This window comes from Sphingobium chungangianum (assembly GCF_977014255.1).
On record NZ_CDRNIV010000006.1, the window covers coordinates 2259349 to 2277285 of the forward strand.

Genomic DNA, 17937 nt, shown 5'->3' on the forward strand with positions numbered 1-17937 from the left:
CTTGGAGCCACAATGAGGGGCATGGTTGTGACTAACGCCGAGACGATTCTTGAACGAAAATTTGTGTGAAGTTCCGATGGATCGGCGAACGCTGTTGACCTCGGTCCTTGGCATGACCGCCTTGAGTGCGTGTGGCGGGCGCATTCGGGATCCGAATGAAGTGATCATCGGCTCCTCGCCGACAGGCGTTCCGTTCAGCTTCGTCGATCCAGCCACGAACGCGCTGACAGGATCGATCGTCGAAATCGCGCAGGCCGTCGCCGATAGCCTGTCGCTTCAAGCGGAAATGCGGATCACACCCTTTTCCGCGTTGCTGCCCTCTCTCCTGGCCCACAAGATCGACGTCATCGCCGCAGCCATGCTGCGCACGCCTGAGCGTGAGAAGATCGTGGCGTTCAGCGAGCCGGTTTACGCCTATTCCGCCGCACTGGTCGTGCCTGCGGCCGACCGCCACATATACCGCGACCTACAGGCCATCCGGGACCTACGTGTCGGCGCGCAGGTCGGGACGCGTTTCGTTGACCAGTTGCGCGACGCGGGCGTGCAGAATGTCTCGACCTATGACGGCCTGTTCGACATCCTCCGCGATCTCGACAATGGCCGTATAGATGCCGGTTATGGCGATGAACCCATATTGCGTTATCAACTTCGGGTAGGCCCAAGGCGCGCCGTCAGGCTGGCGCCGGGCTTTCAGGCGCCTGCACGCGAAGAACTCTGCCTGATATTGCGCAAGGACGACCCCCTGCTCCACCGCGTGAATTTGGCGATCGAGCATATGAAGAATGGGCGATTTCTCGATATTGCACGACGTTGGAAGCTGGAGGGTTGATTTGAGCGAGTTTCTTCCGGATGCCGTGCAGTTCATGCCGCTGTTGCTGCGTGGACTTGGGACGACAATCTTGCTGACGCTGTGCGCGTTGGGATTGAGCCTGATGCTGGGGATGATCTGGGCGTTGATGGCGCTTTCGCCGTCCAGACTGTTGCGCTTGATCAGCGTTACGATCGTCCAGACCGTGCGCGGCATTCCGATTATCGTTCAGCTGTTCTGCGTCTATTTCGTGCTTCCCGAATTCGGCATCGACCTGCCACCTTTCATGGCAGGCGTGGTCGGGCTGGGCGTTTCCTATTCGGTGTATCAGGCCGAGAATTTTCGCGGAGGGTTCGGATCGGTCGATCCTCAATTGGTCGAGGCCGGATTGTCCCTGGGCATGAGCAACGGCCTTACTTTTCGCCGCATCGTGTTTCCGCTGGGATTGCGGACGGCTCTTCCCTCTCTGGGTAACACTACAGTGATGTTATTGAAGGATTCGTCGATCGCATCGACGATAACGATCGCGGAATTGACCCGGGCCGGCCAGCTTCTGGCCATATCCACGTTCAAGAATGAAACGGTCTATCTGTTGGTCGCCCTGCTGTATCTGGCTGCAAGCTTGCCCCTTGCGGCGCTGGTCCGCCTGTTCGAACGCCGGATGGCTCGCGCATGATCCGCCTCTCTCATGTGACCAAGCATTTTGGTGCGAACCACGTTCTCCGGGACGTCAGCTTCACGATCCCACAGGGGCAAGTGGCCTGTCTCATCGGCCCGTCGGGTTCGGGAAAATCGACCGTATTGCGCTGCATCAACGGGCTGGAGCGTCATGACGGCGGCGAAATCGACGTTCTGGGACTTCCGGTCACGGTAGCAAACCATTCCGGCATTCGCCGCCAGGTGGGAATGGTGTTTCAGCGCTTCAATCTGTTGCCGCATCGAACCGTTCTGGAAAACATCATCGAGGGGCCGGTTCAGGTACTCAAGGAAGAACCGGCTCGAGCAAAAGACCATGCGATGGCTCTGCTGGAACAGGTCGGTCTGGCCGACCGGCATGGGGCTATGCCGAGCCAGCTTTCCGGGGGACAGCAGCAGCGCGTCGGCATTGCACGGGCATTGGCGATGCGCCCGAAAGCCATATTGTTCGACGAGCCGACCTCAGCCCTCGACCCGGAGCGGGTGGGTGAAGTCCTTCAGGTGATGAAGTCGCTGGCTGAAAGCGGTATGACGATGATCGTCGTGACGCATGAAATTGCTTTCGCCCGGGAGGTTGCCGATCGCGCCATTTTCATGGCGGATGGGATCGTGGTGGAAGATGGCCCGGCGCGGCAGGTTCTAGAAAATCCGCAAGCGGCGCGAACCCGCCAATTTCTGGATCGGGTCATCCACCCTTTTTAAGTATCGACCAGAGCCCGATCCAAAGCTGCAAGCCGACACGTTATCATGTTTCGGCGGTGCCGATGCCGTGGCTGCGTCTTCAGGTCGGATAATCTCCGCAATCTCCTTTGGCAAAGCGGCAAACGGCACGCGCCCTTTTCGAGTCCACAGATTTCGGGTTCAGAATCCGCGCATGGTGATTGGTACTCACCGGCATCGCACTAATACACAACTGTCAGGCGACGGGTGGAGGAGGCATCGTTGAACGACATCAAAACACGGATATCGCCTCATGCCAGCTGTCTTGTTCGATCCCAAGGCCCTACTCGATACCGCAGGGCCGCCGAAAATCGTCACGCCCCGGCTGTCCGATACCGAACTACGCGCGCGGTCGGCGGCGATCAACTCCGCTGCCAATCCCTCGACACGTTTTGGCGTATGGGAGTGCAGCCCAGGCCGTTGGCGCCGGGAAGTACGGCAGGCTGAATTCTGCCATTTCCTCAGCGGACGCGCCACGTTCACACCCGATGATGGACCTCCACTGGAAATCACCGCAGGCGACGCCGTCCATTTTTCCGCATCGACGCGCGGCGTCTGGGAAACGCACGAAACCTGCGTCAAACTATTTATCGTCTATGACGAGGAAGCTGGACAGTGACAAAGTCGAACAACGCTTCCAAATGTCCGGAAATACAAACGATCCAAGGCGACTATTGGCTATCCACATCTGGCGACGATCTTAAAACGCGCCCGCCATTAGAGGGGGATGCCATTGTCGATGTTGCTATCGTCGGTGGCGGATTTTCGGGTCTATGGACCGCCTTCTTCCTGCTTTCCGAAAACCCGGACCTTCGAATTGCAATCGTTGAAAAGCATTTCTGCGGCTATGGCGCCTCGGGCCGCAACGGCGGCTGGTGCTCGCCCCGCTTCCCGGTGGATGCTGGCCCCCTTATCCGTCGCTGTGGCATGGACCTGGCACGGCAGACGATCCTTGCCCAACAGCGCTGCGTCCAGGAATTTCCGGAACTTCTCGCCAAGGCGGATATCGATGCCGACTTTCGCCAGACGGGGCTGCTGAGCCTGGCGCGAAGCCCGGCGCAGATGGCATCGCTTGTCTCGACGTTCGAAACTTTCGCCAAGCTGGGACTTTCGGCCGACAGCCAGCTCCTCAGCGCCGATGAAACCTATGAAAAGGTTCATGTCACGAAATTGTCGGGGGCGTTGCGGTCAAGCCATGGGGCGAGCATCCATCCCGGCAAGCTCGTGCGGGGGCTGGCGCGGGCGGTCGAGCGAATGGGCGCGACAATCTTTGAACAGACGCACGCCTTGACGATCAGGGGCGGAGACGACGCCGCGATCGTCACGGCACGCGGCACCATCCGCGCCCGGCGCGCGATCGTGACGGCGGGGGAAGCCTATATGACGGACATGCCCCAATATCACCGCGACGTGCTGCCGATGTCGTCGATGATCGTGCTCACGGCACCGCTGACGACGGCGCAGTGGGACGCCATCGGCTGGGCCGAAGGGGAGTGTCTGAGTTCGCAGGTCCATACCAAGAATTACCTCACACGGACGCGCGACGGCCGGATACTGTATGGCAGTCGAGGCGCGCCATATCGCTTCGCATCGGACATGGCGGAACGCGCGTTGCAGGACGAGGAAACCTTTGCATGGATGCGGTCCATCGTGAAGGAATGGTGGCCCGCCCTGCACGACATCTCGTTCACCCATTCATGGGGAGGCTATCTTGGCATTCCGCGCGACTGGATGCCTTCGGTCAATTTCGATCCCGTCAGCCGGATCGGGCGGCTATATGGCTATACGGGTCGGGGCGTCGCAACGAGTGCGATGTGCGCGCGCCTGCTGGCGGGACGGATCGGGGGATGGACCACGGGCCTGGAAGGCCTGCCGTTCCATCGACCGGAAGCGCCGCGCTGGGAACGGGAGCCGCTGCGGTGGGCAGGCGTTCGATATACGCAGAACGCGCTGGAGCGGGTCGATGAAGCGGACGATCAGGGTCGTGCACCGCCGATCGATGCGCGGCTCGCCGAATATCTGACCTCGCAATGATCGCGGGAAGGGGCGTGCTCATGCCGGGGCGATGATCCTGCAGGCCATCTTTATGCTCAGAAATTCATCGATCCCCTAACGCGAAGCTTCGCGACCCAGGCCGGATTCCTTTACGCCACCGAATGGCGCCATCTCTGCCGAGATAAGGCCGGTGTTCAACTCGATCGCGCCATATTCCAACGCCGGGGTGACCCGGTTCTCCGGTCGCCGTCACGAGTAAAGACCAGCTATCGCTTATCTGACGACACAGCGTGTACCCCAACTCGGTAGAGGACGCCCCGCCCTCTACCGCCCAATGTCACTGATTAGATGCGTGTGCCCCATGGCCATTCATGAAGCGCCTGCATCACGTCCGTCACGATCTCGTTCACGGCGCGATTGGCCTGATCGAACGCCGCTTGCGTTAGGCATATGGCCCCCGCATCGGAATTGGCTATGGCAATTCGGCCGACACGTTTCCGGCCGACGACCCACGGCCGATCTTCGGGCGCCCAGTCCGGGTCATATAGTGAATTGGCGCAGGCCGCGTAGCCGTGGGGATGACGGTTGACGGTGATCGACACGATATCCCGATCGACGTCGAAACCGACCGGCCCGAACGCGGTACGGAACAGATCGCGCGTCGCCGCCTCGATCGTTTCGATATCCGTCGCCAACAGTTCCGCGCGCCCGGCGCGGAACTGGTCCTTTGCATTCAAACCCGGGCTGGTGGGAACCTTTGAAAGGTGAATCGGCATGGGGTCCGAAGGCGTCTCGGCGGGTCGATACCCCCCGACCTTGGAGGGCCAGTCCACACCGATCGTGTCCCACCAGAAGGTGTTGCCGGGACAGCTGACGGCACCGATGCCCAGCTTGGCCAGCATTTCCCAATTGCGGACGACAACCGTCCCGTACACCAACGGCATCCGCACCGCATTGTGCAGCGCCGCTTTCTGAGGCTCTGGTATTTCCGGAGCGATATAGGGGATGATCGCGTTGTAACAGGCCATGACGACGGCATCTGCACGCACCATTTGCGCCTTGCCGTTACGGATGTAACTAATCTCCACGCCCGTCGATTTTTGAGGGGTTCCACTGTGCACCACGCGCCCGACGGTGCTGCTCAATCTTATCCGAACGTCATGTTCCGGCCGATCCAGCTGGCTGTAATCGGTGCGGGTGAGCACGGAATCCTCCTGCGTGCTGCCAGGCAGCGCCGAGGGGATCAGCCACCTTATCAGCAATTTTGCCAGCCCGTGATTTCCATCCGGGAAATGAATGTCGTCGCCCTCGCCATCCGGTAGCCAGCTTTGGGGGCGAGGCATCTCGATCCCGAGCTTGGCGAAGCCGGGCAAGCCACGCTCGAATGCGTGCATCGCACTGATCGTATCGATACCGGCCGCACCGTTGACGCCGCTGTGGATCTCCTTGATCATCATCGTGATGACTTCCGGGTTCACCTTCACATAGCGGGTGAGATAGTCCGCATAGCTGGTCTTTTGCAGCAAAGCGGCCTTTTCGGTCGCTGACATGCCCGCCAGATAATCCACCGGCCGCGTGTTCAAACGAAGCAAATCGTCCTTTGTGCGCTGGGACAATGGAGCCTTGGCCAAAAATGCGGACCATGCCTTAGGGTTCGATCGGTCTGCTCCTTCAGGAATATCGACCACCAGCTTGTCGACGCCGAATGTGGCCTTGTCGAACAACACGGCCCGTTTAAGGTTGAATGCCGTATCGAGGCCGCGCCAGACGCTGCGAGGTCCCGCCGCCGCCCGGAAACGTTTAATATCGACGCCTACATCTGCCAGCAGCTGGCGTCCCTCGGCGGTGTATGCGTGAGGGCTGAGGATGTACATCGTCCCCCCATAACCAATCACGGTACGCCCATCGACATCCGTCTCGTTACGGCGGGCATGGCCGCCAAAGTCATCGTGATTGTCGAGGATCAGGATCTTCGCTTTGGGAAACTTCTTTTTCATGAAGTAGGCCGAAGCCAGCCCGCTCATCCCGGCGCCGACGACGACAAGGTCATAACGCTCGCCAATGTCGGGCGCTTCCTTGAGTGCAGAGCCATCGCGAATAGCATGGGCAGCTTCGAATGAACCCGGATGGCTGCCGCGCATTCCGGTCAGCGTTGGCGGATAATAAGTGCCCGGCGGCAAGGGGGGCGACGATGCGGGCGGCTCCGTCGCCGCCTGCGCGATCGTGCTGATCCCGGTACCGCCCAGGACGGATGCTCCCCCAACAAGAAATCCGGCACCGCCGACCAACTGGCGGCGGGACACTCCCGGCGCACGGCCCTCTTCATGTTGATCGTCGTTCATGATCACATCCTCAGCTCTGTAAAAATTGACATCTTGTTGACGGCGTCCGTCACGGCTTGGCGGGCCGGACGGGGCGTGGTTCATGATCGCTCCAGGCCCTGATCTTGCCGTCAACCACCACGAAAACCCCTGTCACATGGAACGGGACCTGCTCTCCTGTTGCCAGCAAGGACGTGTCTTCGCGATCATTTACGACGACATTGCCGCTTTCATAGGCGCTATGGACGCTGATCCGGTAGCGCTGACCGTGAGCGAACAGCCCGCGCAGCTTCTGGGTGACGGCGGATTTGCCGCGCCCGGGATCGTCAAATTCACCGAAACTAACGACCGCGTCATCTGCGAACAGATCGGTCAGGCTATCGACGTTGGGCGTTGGCGATGCGATACCCGCCAGCAATGCCCCCACAACGGTGCGAGCGGGCATAACCGGCGGTTCGGCCTTAGCAGGCAGAGCTCCCGCGAGGGCGATCAAACCCGCCAATCCTGCCAAGCTCGGCGATGAGAATGCGAAGATGAGCCTGCCCCGAATTTGCTTCGCCTTCATTCTGCGCCGAAAAAGTCGACATATCTGTACCCGGAAGGTCATTGTTTGAATATCGCTTGCAAAATGAAGGCGCGCGGCCGCCAGGACGTGCCAGAAAATACGGGCCAGCCCTGACTTCGGACGGGTGCGAGTGAGAAGTTCGCTGGAATTGAGCAGATTGTCGACATAGAAGGAAAGACTGAAGCGGCCGACGGTCGTGCCGATACGGGCCGTCACATAGTCCCGCGCGGGAGGCTTCGTCAAAGCGGGGTCATAAGATGTCGTGGCGGGATCCAACTGAGCGGTCAGACCAGCGAAAGTATCGATATGCTGGTAATCGACGCGCGCGAAGCTCTTGTTGCCCAACGCCTCGAAATTATACTGTCCGCCGACGGCCAACGTCCATTCAGGAGCGCCCAGCGATTGCCCGCGACTGACGATCAGCGCTGGCCCGCTCGGCGGCGCGATCGCCTTCGTCAGGCGTGCATCGGTGTAAGCCGCCGCCAAATTGACGTCGAAATCATTGCCGATCGTTGTTTGGAGTTGCAGGTCAAAACCCTTGCTGCGCGCTTCGCCCAGATTGTCGATGTAGCGAAAACCGCAGACCGGCAGCGATATAGCCTGCTGAATGCCTGTCCATTTCACATAGTAAACACTGGTGGAAACGCTGACATCGCCCAATTTGTTCTTTGACCCAACTTCATAATTCCATGTTACGTCCCCATCATAGGATGAGGGCGCCTGATTCAATCCCAATTGCGCCAGATCGGATGCGCATGGCGTCACCGGGATCGGCGCGTTGGCGCCACCGATGCGAAAGCCCTTGGATGCGGTGGCGTACACCATGTTGTCAGGATCGATCTGGAAAGCAAGGCTGGCGCGGGGAGTGAAGGGCCTTTCGGACTGTTGGCCGGTCGATCCAGTCGGACCACCATTAAGGGGGCCGCCCTGGTCATTCTGGAACTTGATCTTCACCTTCGCATAGCGCGCGCCGAGCGTGAGTTTCAACCTGTCCACAAATTCCCAGGTCGCCTCGCCAAATATGGCGAGCTGGGTATCCTTGACGCTATTGGTCCCGAAATAGTTCAGGTCTCCTACAAGGGATGAACCGTAATAATCCTCGTAGCTGATGCCATATAACGCCTGGATAAGGCGTTCACCCATGGGATCGACAATCTCTTCATAATTTTTATATCGGTTGTTGCTGTAAAAGCCCCCGATTACCCAGTTCAAACGTGAATCAGTGGCTGACTGAACGCGAACTTCCTGAACGAAATTATTCTGACTGTTGTTGATGTGGGCTTCGGAAAAATAATCGCCAATCGGAAGCCTGATCCCCATCGGCGTGCCCAGCGAGCCAAAGTCATTGAGCGTAGGAAGGCCCACCGAGTCATAGAAGCGCGCCAGATAGTCGGTTCCGCTATAGCCGGTGCGCTGTCGGCGTCTGAACCAGGAAGTATTGGAAAGAACGGTGACGGCGCCGAGGTTCAGCTCTGCCTTGATGGTCGGCAGATACCAGCTGTCGCGGTTGGGCACGACAGTTGCGTCGGTGGTTCGAAAATCGCCCCCGCTGATATCGGATGCCGCGATATTGAAATAATTCTCTCGCTCCTTCGTATATTGATATTGAAGCGAAGGCGTGATTTCCAGATCGCCGAGAGCAAAACGAACAGCGCCGCGCAAGGACACGGTCTTGCGGGAATTGGCGTCTTTCTCGTCGACCTGGTATGTTCGCCAATCGAGCTGGTCGATCCAGCCGCCATCGCGCCGTGCGAAGGCACTGACGCGCACGGCAACCTTGTCCTCGACGACGGGTATATTGAGCGCGACGCCTGTCTCTGCGTCGAAATCACCCTTCGTGATGGCGCCGATTTCGCTGCGGGCGTAAATCTTCGTCGAAGACAGGGAGGGTTGAGGCGTGATGTACCGTACGACACCGCCCTGTGCGCCAGCGCCGAACAAGGTTCCTTGCGGACCACGCAGCACTTCTATGCGATCCAGATCAAAGACCGTTGGCAAGGCATTTTGCGAGAGGATACCAATATTCAGAAGCTGAAACGGCGTGTCATCAATGTAGACACCTGTCGTTGGAGCACCTGCGGACGAACTGATCCCCCGCACCGCCACGGTGCGCGTGTCGACATCTATGGTAACGCCAGGTAGTTGGCGCTGGAGATCGTTGAAAGTCTTGATGCCCTGCTGATCAAGCTTGGCCTGGCCGTAAGCGCTGATGCTGATCGGAACTTTGGAGGCCCGCATTTCCTGCCGCGTCGCTGTGACGACAATATCATTGCCGCTGTCGTTCATCCGCTTATCAGAAGGCGAATTGGCCTGTCCGACCGGTTGACTATCACCCTGGACCGGAGCGGCCTGAACTGATGTGGAAGCCAAGCCTAAGCTCATTACTGCCCCACTTGTGAACAAACACAGCCGATGTCTTGCACGCGTCATCAGGGACCCCCTTCACAAGTCGATGTCTCACTGAGAGGCCATCCTCTTCAGGAAACTTATTATGTCTTAAACGATACGATCCACGGTTCGCGTGCAACAGATTTTTGAACGCTTCTTTCCGACTATGACGCGCTGATCGGCAGGGAAGAAACATTTCTTCGCCGATATTATTTTCTTATAATTCAAAGAGTTTTTGCGTGATTGATCGTCGTATGACGGGCTGAGCATTCGCGACTTACGACATGACCAGTGATATTCTGACACCACCCGCACAGCCGTTTACACCATTGCATGGCGAGGCCGAGGGGTAGAAGTAAAATCTCATCTCGCGATCAAGAGGCTCCGGATGACAGACGATACAGTTGGCGAAAGGAAATCGGCTTCATATCTTATGCCGTGCCGTTTCTTGTGGTCGGATCCTGGAATATTCGGAACAGGCTAAGGAAGATTGTTCGGCAGCGGAACGCGTAATTGAATATTTGAAGGACAGGGAACGGCGATGAAAAACCGCAATTGGGTAGGGTTCAGTGGATCGGCCTTGATATGGATACTGTCCACATCGCCTGTTCTTGCAGAACAAACCTACGCAGATCTTATCGTTACCAACGGCAAGATCGTTACAGTTGACCCAAAGGACAGTATCGTTGGCAGCGTCGCCGTCGTGGGCAACCGGATCGTCGCCGTCAGCGACGACGTCCAGGTGTGGCGTGGCCCCGCGACCAAGGTGGTCGATCTGCGGGGGAGAACCATGCTGCCCGGCTTCATCGATGCGCATTCGCATGTCGAAGGCATGGCCAACGTCGAGGCCAACTTCATCAATATCCAGGCGCCGCCGCTGAAGGATGGCAAGGCGATCATTGCCAAGCTGAAGGAAGCGCAGGCCAAACTGCCGCCGGGCGCATGGTTGGTCGGTCAGGGAACCTATATGCAGGTTATGCCCTCGCGAGCGGAACTCGATGCAGCTTTTCCGGATAATCCCGTACGCCTCGACTGGAGCGCGCACGACAAGCTCATCAATCACAAAGCTGCGGTTGTGATGGGGATGGACAAGAACTGGCCGGAGCCCCCAGCAAGTTCAGGCGGCCGCTATGAACGCAATGCGCAGGGCGAAGTGGTGATCGTGCGGGATGCTCCAGCCCCGTGGCCCAAAAACCATGAGTTTACCTATCCCGAGATGAAGGAAGGCGTGCGGAAGATATTGGAGGACTTCTACCTTAAAAAAGGCGTCACCACGGTCTCCGACATGTCTCCCCCGAAAACCTATCTCGCTTATCAGGAATTGCGCAAGGAAGGCCGGTTACCGACCCGCGTGCGTGTGAACTATGTACTCCGAAATCCGAATGCCACGACTTCCCCCATGGAAGGGGCAATTACCGCAGAACAGCTCTTGTCGACCGGCATCACGACCGGGATGGGGGACGACTGGATTCGTGTCGGAGCGATCAAGCTATTCATGGATGGTGCCTGGGGAACGACCGTGGCGCTCTATCGGCCGCAATGGAAAGGTGCTGGTACGACGTGGGTGCCCAACAATTACGGCACACCCATGATGGATCAGAGCCAACTCAATGACATCGTCTTAAAGGCCCGACAGGCTGGCTGGCAGATTCAAATCCATGCGAATGGCGATCGCGCACAGGATATGACGCTTACGGCCTACGAAAATGCCAACCGATTGTTTCCAAAAGCCGACGCGAGGGACCGGATAGAGCATTTTGGTCATTATCTGACGATCGACCCTCAACGCACGCAGGAACGATTGGCCCGTTTGCAGCGCGACCATGTCATCCCCTCCCCACAGGTCGCCTTTCTGTGGCGATTGACAGACGTCGGCATGAAGGAACCGAACGTCAAATTTTTCGCGATGAAAACGCTGATTGGTCTCGGCCTGCACCCTCCTGGTGGCGTCGATACCGTGGGCACGCAGAATTTTGCGACATATCCGCTATTTTCCATCGAGCGAGCCGTTCATCGCGACACGAAATATGGGAAGATCGTGCAGCCGGAGGAAGCGATCAGCGTCATGGACGGCATCCGCATGTTTACGATCTGGTCGGCTGAAGCGAACTTTATGGAAAAGCAGCTAGGCTCCATTGAAACGGGCAAACTTGCTGACTTCGTCGTGCTTGCGCAGGACCCACTGACGATCAACGCTGACAAACTCAGCGGCATTCCTGTCGATATGACAATCCTGGATGGCAAGGTCGTTTATCAGCGGTGAATGGCAATTTTTAAGTAACTGCCCGCTCACATCGACGGACGGCGGGAGAGCAGATGCCAATCTGCGCCGCGCGTTCCTGATCTTCATCGAATGGATTTTGGAGCGGAAGCCGGTCGCCAAAGGAGAAGAGTATGACCGCCAGTGATCGTCTTAGGCGGGAGGCGCAGACCCGCGAACGGATGGCGACGGTGCGAGATCCCATCAATATGCTGCGGATCGTCGCTGATCGTTCGCCTTCCCATGATGCCATGGTTCATTTCAGAAACGCTGACGATCTTTCACCCGTTCGCCTTGATTATGCCGCGCTTGCCGAACAGACGGCCCGGCTGGGTGCGGCGTTGCAGGGGGCCGGGATCAAGCCCAATCATGTGGTGGCCATTGTCGCGCCATCGATCCCCGAATGCATGATCGCTATCATGGCAGCGTCTTCGGTCGCCATCGCTTTCCCGGTAAATCTCCTCCTTGGCCCAGAAGCGATGGCCAGCCAATTTGCCCTCGCCAATGTGCGGGCCGTCATCGCCTTTGGGGCGAATGACAATTTCACGCTGGATGAGGCCGTGGCGCAGGCCATCGCCCTGGCGGGCGGGGTCGAACTGGTCATCGAAATCGACGGCGGTTCAGGCCGCTCCGGCGCATTGCAGCGCTGTTCGGCGCAATATGCCTGGTGGCCGGATCTTTTAGGATCGGCGGACCCGGCCACCGTCAGGATCATTCATGGAGATCGTTCCGCGGCATTGTTTCATACCGGAGGAACCACAGGCGCTCCTAAACTGGCTGATTTGAGCCTTGATGGCCTGATGGCCTCCGTGCATGCGAGCGCAGCCGGAATCGGCTGGCGCTCGGACGACCGCGTGTTGCAACTGCTTCCCTTTTTCCATGTGGGCGGCGGTGTGGTCGTGGGAATGGCGCTATTTTCCACCGGATCGACATTATTAAATTGCGGCCTTGCCGGAGCGCGGGATCGTCAAACCGTCAACGCGATCTGGGAAATTTCCGCGCGGGAAAAAGTCACCGTCATCGCTTTGGTGCCGCCGACCTGGTCGCATGTCGCCGAACTCGGCAAGCCTGCCCTTTGGCCCGAATTGCGTGCACTGGTGACGGGAGCAACCTCCATCGGCCCCTCATTGATGCGCTGCATCACGGAACTGACCGGCATTCCGCTTTCACAGGTGCTGGGCATGACCGAATTATCAGGCGCGGGGGGCAACCAACCTCTCGACGGAATCGAATATCAGCCAGCCATCGGAACGCCGACCCCCCTGGTCGAAACCCAGTTGGTCCCGATCGTGCCCGGCGGCCCTGACGAACTGTATGTTCGGGGACCCATGCTGTTCCGGGGTTATCGGACGGTGGAGGGTTTGATCGAGCATCCGAAAGAGAAATGGCATGCGACCGGCGATCTGGCCGAGATGACGTCAGATGGCCAGATCCGGCTGATTGGCCGCAGCAAGGACGTCATCATCCGCAGCGGCCACAATATCGACCCGCAGACGATCGAGGAAACAATATGTCACCATCCGGCTGTTGCCATGGCGGCGGCGGTGGGGATGCCGGATGCTTATGCGGGACAGGTTCCCGTGCTCTTCGTTACCCGGAAGCCTGGCGCTTTGGTCGAAGAAGAAGAACTGATTGCCTTTGTAACGCAGCATATCGAGGAGCCGCCCGCCAGGCCGAAACGGATATTGCTTGTTAACAGCTTGCCACTGACCGCCGTGGGCAAGATCGCCCGCTTTCAGCTGCGTCAACAGGCTGTGGCCATGCGCGCTGTTGAAGAGTTGGCGGGATTGTCCAAAGTATTGGACATTTCATGTACCGACATAGGGGCGAGAAACATAACGGTGATCTGGTCCGTCGATCCCGATGACAAGGAAAAACGCGAAGCCGAAAATCTGCTGGCGCCATTTGAATTGAATGTGGATCATGGAATCATATAGGCCAGCCGATGATAATGACCAGTAAAAGCTTGTTTTCGTCCATGCGCCTTCCCGTGATTGGCGCGCCGATGTTCATCATATCCAATCCCGCGCTTGTCATCGCACAATGCAAAGCGGGCATCATCGGATCGTTCCCTGCTCTCAACGCACGGCCGCAGGCCTTACTGGACGAATGGCTGCATCAAATTACCGAAGAACTCGCAGTGTGGGACAGGGACAATCCCGACCGTCCATCCGCGCCGTTCGCCATCAATCAAATCGTGCACCGGTCGAACGACAGACTTGGCGCAGACATGGATATGTGCGCCAAGTGGAAGGTGCCGCTCATCATTACTTCGCTCGGCTCACGTGAAGATGTGAATGTTGAAGTGAAAGGATGGGGCGGGATTACCTTGCACGATGTGGTCGATGACCGCTTTGCACGCAAGGCCATCGAAAATGGTGCGGACGGATTGATTGCGGTCGCGGCGGGCGCGGGCGGTCATGCTGGCCGACTTTCCCCCTTCGCGCTCATTCAGGAAATTCGCCAGTGGTTCGACGGGCCGCTTGCACTTTCGGGCGCCATGGCGACGGGCCGGGGGATACTTGCGGCTCAAGCCATGGGGGCCGATTTCGCCTATATCGGCTCGGCCTTTATCACCACGCCTGAGGCAAATGCCGTCCAAAGCTATAAGGATGCGGTGGTCCAAGGGTGTGCCCGGGACATCGTCTATTCAAACTATTTCACGGGCGTGCACGGCAATTATTTGAGAAGTTCGATCATTGCTGCCGGATTTGATCCAGAAGATCTGCCGGTCGGAGACCGTACGATGATGAATTTCGGGGGCGATGCTGCGGCCAAGGCATGGAGAGACATTTGGGGCGCTGGACAGGGCATCGGCGCAATTTCAAACGTCGCGCCCGTATCGCAAGTTATTGCGCGATGGCAGGCAGAATATAATACCGGCCTCTCGCGCCTGAAAAAGCTGAAATAACCTTGTTTTGATCACGTCAGATGTATTTCGCCGAGCGATGCCTGAGTTAAGCCGTCGATAACCATTTTGCGCGAAATGGAAGGGAAACAATGGGTCGTAACAGGGGAGCTTCCACGACGTGCGGCATTCAGCCCGATTGGCAGGCATCCTCAGCCGTCTGCCGAGCGCAATCCTTCCCCTTGCGGCGCTTGCGCTGATCGCTCTCCTGACGTGCGGTATGCTCGTGGCCGTGCTCGTTTCCAAGATGGACGATGCTGCGGCCCTCGAAAAGGCACGCATGGTCAAGGGCGCGATAACCCGCGAGGCTACCGCTCTTGTAGCCGAAACCCGCGATTACGGGAAATGGGACGATGCCGTAGATCATCTATACGGGGATACCGATTATGAATGGGCCGCATCTAACCTCGGCAGCTCGAAACCTACGTACATCCTCGACGATCGCGGTGCGACGATCTTTGGGTGGCGACCGGGCACAACTGTTCCTGGGAACTTGGGGAAGGAAGCTCCAGACGCGCTTCGAGATTTGAAGCGCATGCTCCCGAAAAAGGTGACAGATCGACATAGCGTTCCCGTTCGCTCTTTCATCAGTCTTTATCGGGGACAACCCGCCTTGTTTGCGGGCACCCCCATCACGCCCTTCTCGGCGGATCGGCCGCTGCCGACTGGGCCACTGCGCTACGTCGTGGTCGTTCGCCCGCTTGATGCCGCACTGTTTTCCAGTTGGGAGCAGGCCTATCAAATAACGGGCATCAGCTTCCTACCGCCCGGCGCGCGTACAGACAAATCTTCTGGCCATACCCTCGTCAGCCCCTCAGGAACGGATATCGGGCATGTTCACTGGGCAGCCGTTCGCCCAGGGTTGGCGGCGCTTGAAAGCCTTTCCTGGTTGCTGGCCACAGCATTCATTCTCTTCCTTCTGTTTTTCCTGGCAGTCTCGCGATCCATTTTACGCGCTCATCATTTATTGTTAGAGGGCCGCTTGCGGGCTGAACAAATTTCCGCAGATCGGGAGAGCGCGCGTGCCGCTGCGGATGACGCCCGAAAACAGGCGGAAAGCGCGAGCGAGCAAATCGCCGCGATCGCCGAGAAGCAAGCCCGGGAGGAGGCCGACCATCGCGAAGCATTGAAGAATGCTGCCCATGAGGTCGCCAGCCTACTCTCGGCAAGCGTGGGCGACCTTTCAAGATCATTATTGAGGCAGGCCGACCAGCTTGAAGTGAGTGCGCGCGACACGCTGGCGGCGCTGGCGGAACAACTCGCCGGAACGGCTTTTGTGCGGGATCGCAGCCGTACGTCGGCACAGGCCGTGCATGAGATAGAGGCCCATGTGCAAGATTTGAGTGTTGCAATAGGCCAAATCCATACGCAATCAATCGCCACGCGCAGGAATATGAGCAAGACGGAGATTGAGGCGCGGGCAGTGCTGGGGGCTCACGACAAGTTGCAGCGGGAGATCGAAGCGATCGACCTTGCCACCAGAGCCATCCGGCAAATTGCGAGCCAGACCAACATGCTTGCTCTGAACGCAACCTTGGAGGCGGCACGTAGCGGCGAGACGGGAGCGGGGTTCGCAGTCGTCGCCGGCGAGATCAAGATCTTGGCGACCAAGGCCGGGGCCATGGCAGGACAGATCGAACAGCGCACGGAGGCGGTAAACGCCTCTGCTTCATCGATTTCGTCGCTGCTCAACCTGCTGAACATAGTCGTCCGTGAATTGGAACGCAGCGTGTCGGAAGTATCCTCGGCTGCCGAGAAGCACCATGAGGGTGCCCGAACGATCCTGGCAAGCAGCCAGAGCGTCGGAGGTGATGCGGAAGCCGTGCATAACGCCATCAGCTCCATTGCCGCAGGTCTTGGTGCCGTGAAGGCTAATGCCGAGCACACGCTCAATGTCGGAGCAGCTGTCCGGGTTAGCGCTAGCGAGCTAAGGCAGCAGTTCGATCAGGTAATTGCCCGCCTCCGCGCGGCGTGAAATTGCCGCCCGGCCTTAGCCGCTTACGCCATTCTGCTGCCGTTTCCGACTTGCTTTTCCCACTGGGGGGACTGTTTTCCGGTTTGTCCATGCACCGCCACGACCCCAGTGGGTCCGGCGATTCCCATTGCTGACGTATCAAACCAATCTAGGTCGGCCGTCGGCTCCGCCTTCACATGAGGGGGGATCTGCAGATCACACAGCGACGCTGTCGACTTGGCTGATGAGTCGCAAGAAGGCCACCTCACCTTCGTCGTGGGGCGTTCCATCCGCATCGAAAATGTCGTGAAACCAACGGTCCTTGAGGCCTTCAAAATTGGGATTCTCCCATTTGTCCCATGGCAAGTGCGTCTGCGTCTTGCCCCGGACCAGGCCCCAGCAGAAGGTGCCGACTTCATGCTCCTTGGCCACCGGCAGGATCGTTTGAAACGTGCTGCCTGCGGGTCGCGCCATATATTCGGTGCATAGCAGAGGTCTTCCCATCGCCTTCAACCATTTCACGCGCTGCGCAAAATCGTCGGCGATGCCGTAATTATGGAAGGAGATCACATCCGAACTCCCCGTTTGGGCGCGCTGGATGGGGCTGAGCAGATCGGGCGCGGACCAGTCGCCAAGCCAGATGCCGCTGGTGAGCGGTTGGACAGGTTTCATCTCGCGCGACCACGCGAATGCGGCCAACAGCAAGGGCACCACCAGATCGGCCTTCGCCTTGAGCGCTGCCGGATCGCACAGGGCAACTTCGGGACCATTGTCCGGCTCATTCCAGATGTCCCAGGCAATGACGCGGGGGTCGTGAGCAAAACGGCCGACAACGCCCCGGACATAATCTTCGAGCCGGTGATGTTCGTCTATATTTTGGAGCGCGGTGATTCCGGGCGACTGGACCCAACCACTGTTGTGCACGCCTTCGCGTGGATGGGGCTGAGGCCCAAGCTCAGGTTCAGGGTGCCAGCAAGAATCGAAAAGCACCAGCATGGTGCGAATCCCGTGCCGATCCGCGACTGCGAGAAAGGCGTCGATCCGCTTCAGGAAACCCTGAGGATCCTCAATCCAAAGGAGATCGTGAAGATAGACGCGAACCGCATTCATGCCCACCGATGCGGCGAGGGCCAATTCCCGATCGATCATGGGCAGATCGAAGGTGCCCGCCTGCCACATCTCCAGCTGATTAATCGCATTGGACGGAGTGAAATTACACCCGACCAACCAGGGCTGAGCCTTGAACCACGCATGCGCCGCTTCCGGCGACCAACGTTCTACCGTATCCGACCCGCTCACCGATTCTCGTCCTTTCCCCGACC

At 58.5% G+C, this 17937-nt stretch carries 14 protein-coding genes and 2 pseudogenes; 11 read left to right on the plus strand and 5 right to left on the minus strand.

The features are described from left to right. The first annotated feature begins 94 nt into the window (after nucleotides 1–94). From ACWNC0_RS18250 to ACWNC0_RS18270, 5 genes are all read left to right on the plus strand, one after another. The gene (locus ACWNC0_RS18250) at nucleotides 95–829 is read left to right on the plus strand and encodes an ABC transporter substrate-binding protein (protein ID WP_449473641.1); all 735 of its coding nucleotides are present in this window, start codon (nucleotides 95–97) and stop codon (nucleotides 827–829) included. Between the two features lies 1 nt (nucleotide 830). Further along, nucleotides 831–1484: an amino acid ABC transporter permease gene (locus ACWNC0_RS18255; protein ID WP_449473643.1), complete on the plus strand. Its 654-nt coding sequence runs from the start codon at nucleotides 831–833 to the stop codon at nucleotides 1482–1484. Further along, nucleotides 1481–2206 carry an amino acid ABC transporter ATP-binding protein gene (locus tag ACWNC0_RS18260; RefSeq protein WP_449473645.1) on the plus strand — a complete coding sequence of 242 codons (726 nt, stop codon included), beginning with the start codon at nucleotides 1481–1483 and terminating at the stop codon, nucleotides 2204–2206. The genes ACWNC0_RS18255 and ACWNC0_RS18260 overlap by 4 nt, the downstream gene beginning before the upstream one ends. 271 nt (nucleotides 2207–2477) lie before the next feature. Further along, on the plus strand, nucleotides 2478–2843 hold the full coding sequence (locus tag ACWNC0_RS18265; RefSeq protein ID WP_449473646.1) for a cupin domain-containing protein: 366 nt from the start codon (nucleotides 2478–2480) through the stop codon (nucleotides 2841–2843). Then, nucleotides 2840–4258, plus strand: coding sequence for an NAD(P)/FAD-dependent oxidoreductase (locus tag ACWNC0_RS18270; RefSeq protein ID WP_449473647.1), 1419 nt, complete (start codon nucleotides 2840–2842; stop codon nucleotides 4256–4258). The genes ACWNC0_RS18265 and ACWNC0_RS18270 overlap by 4 nt, the downstream gene beginning before the upstream one ends. Before the next feature lie 75 nt (nucleotides 4259–4333). Here the strand turns inward: ACWNC0_RS18270 and ACWNC0_RS18275 are convergent. The 3 genes and pseudogenes from ACWNC0_RS18275 to ACWNC0_RS18285 all read right to left on the minus strand — a co-directional run. Continuing rightward, nucleotides 4334–4453: pseudogene (locus ACWNC0_RS18275) on the minus strand (aldehyde dehydrogenase family protein); the annotation flags it as partial. Between the two features lie 110 nt (nucleotides 4454–4563). Then, entirely contained in the window at nucleotides 4564–6561 is a 1998-nt protein-coding gene (locus ACWNC0_RS18280) for an NAD(P)-binding protein (protein ID WP_449473648.1), read from the minus strand. 49 nt (nucleotides 6562–6610) lie between these two features. Beyond that, the gene (locus tag ACWNC0_RS18285; protein ID WP_449473650.1) at nucleotides 6611–9391 is read right to left on the minus strand and encodes a TonB-dependent receptor domain-containing protein; all 2781 of its coding nucleotides are present in this window, start codon (nucleotides 9389–9391) and stop codon (nucleotides 6611–6613) included. 643 nt (nucleotides 9392–10034) lie between these two features. Here ACWNC0_RS18285 and ACWNC0_RS18290 point away from each other — a divergent pair. Genes ACWNC0_RS18290 through ACWNC0_RS18305 form a run of 4 tightly spaced genes read left to right on the plus strand, consistent with a single transcriptional unit; the run spans nucleotide 10035 to nucleotide 14664 of the window. Continuing rightward, on the plus strand, nucleotides 10035–11756 hold the full coding sequence (locus ACWNC0_RS18290) for an amidohydrolase (protein WP_449473652.1): 1722 nt from the start codon (nucleotides 10035–10037) through the stop codon (nucleotides 11754–11756). Further along, nucleotides 11731–11901, plus strand: coding sequence for a hypothetical protein (locus tag ACWNC0_RS18295; protein WP_449473654.1), 171 nt, complete (start codon nucleotides 11731–11733; stop codon nucleotides 11899–11901). The genes ACWNC0_RS18290 and ACWNC0_RS18295 overlap by 26 nt, the downstream gene beginning before the upstream one ends. Next, nucleotides 11888–13690, plus strand: coding sequence for an AMP-binding protein (locus ACWNC0_RS18300; protein WP_449473655.1), 1803 nt, complete (start codon nucleotides 11888–11890; stop codon nucleotides 13688–13690). The genes ACWNC0_RS18295 and ACWNC0_RS18300 overlap by 14 nt, the downstream gene beginning before the upstream one ends. Nucleotides 13691–13704: 14 nt before the next feature. Beyond that, nucleotides 13705–14664 (plus strand): NAD(P)H-dependent flavin oxidoreductase, encoded by a 960-nt coding sequence (locus tag ACWNC0_RS18305; RefSeq protein WP_449473656.1) that lies wholly within the window; start codon nucleotides 13705–13707, stop codon nucleotides 14662–14664. Between the two features lie 127 nt (nucleotides 14665–14791). Here ACWNC0_RS18305 and ACWNC0_RS18310 read toward each other — a convergent pair whose 3' ends face one another. Continuing rightward, complete coding sequence (locus ACWNC0_RS18310) at nucleotides 14792–15028, minus strand: hypothetical protein (RefSeq protein ID WP_449474698.1); 237 nt, start codon at nucleotides 15026–15028, stop codon at nucleotides 14792–14794. Between ACWNC0_RS18310 and ACWNC0_RS18315 the strand changes: the two are divergent. Both ACWNC0_RS18315 and ACWNC0_RS18320 read left to right on the plus strand, forming a co-directional pair. After that, nucleotides 14942–15334: pseudogene (locus tag ACWNC0_RS18315) on the plus strand (CHASE4 domain-containing protein); the annotation flags it as partial. The gene ACWNC0_RS18310 and the pseudogene ACWNC0_RS18315 sit on opposite strands and share 87 nt — an antisense overlap. 309 nt (nucleotides 15335–15643) lie before the next feature. Continuing rightward, nucleotides 15644–16636 (plus strand): methyl-accepting chemotaxis protein, encoded by a 993-nt coding sequence (locus ACWNC0_RS18320; RefSeq protein ID WP_449474662.1) that lies wholly within the window; start codon nucleotides 15644–15646, stop codon nucleotides 16634–16636. 195 nt (nucleotides 16637–16831) lie between these two features. Here the strand turns inward: ACWNC0_RS18320 and ACWNC0_RS18325 are convergent, their stop codons facing one another. Next, on the minus strand, nucleotides 16832–17914 hold the full coding sequence (locus ACWNC0_RS18325; protein WP_449473658.1) for a cellulase family glycosylhydrolase: 1083 nt from the start codon (nucleotides 17912–17914) through the stop codon (nucleotides 16832–16834). Between the last annotated feature and the right edge of the window lie 23 nt (nucleotides 17915–17937).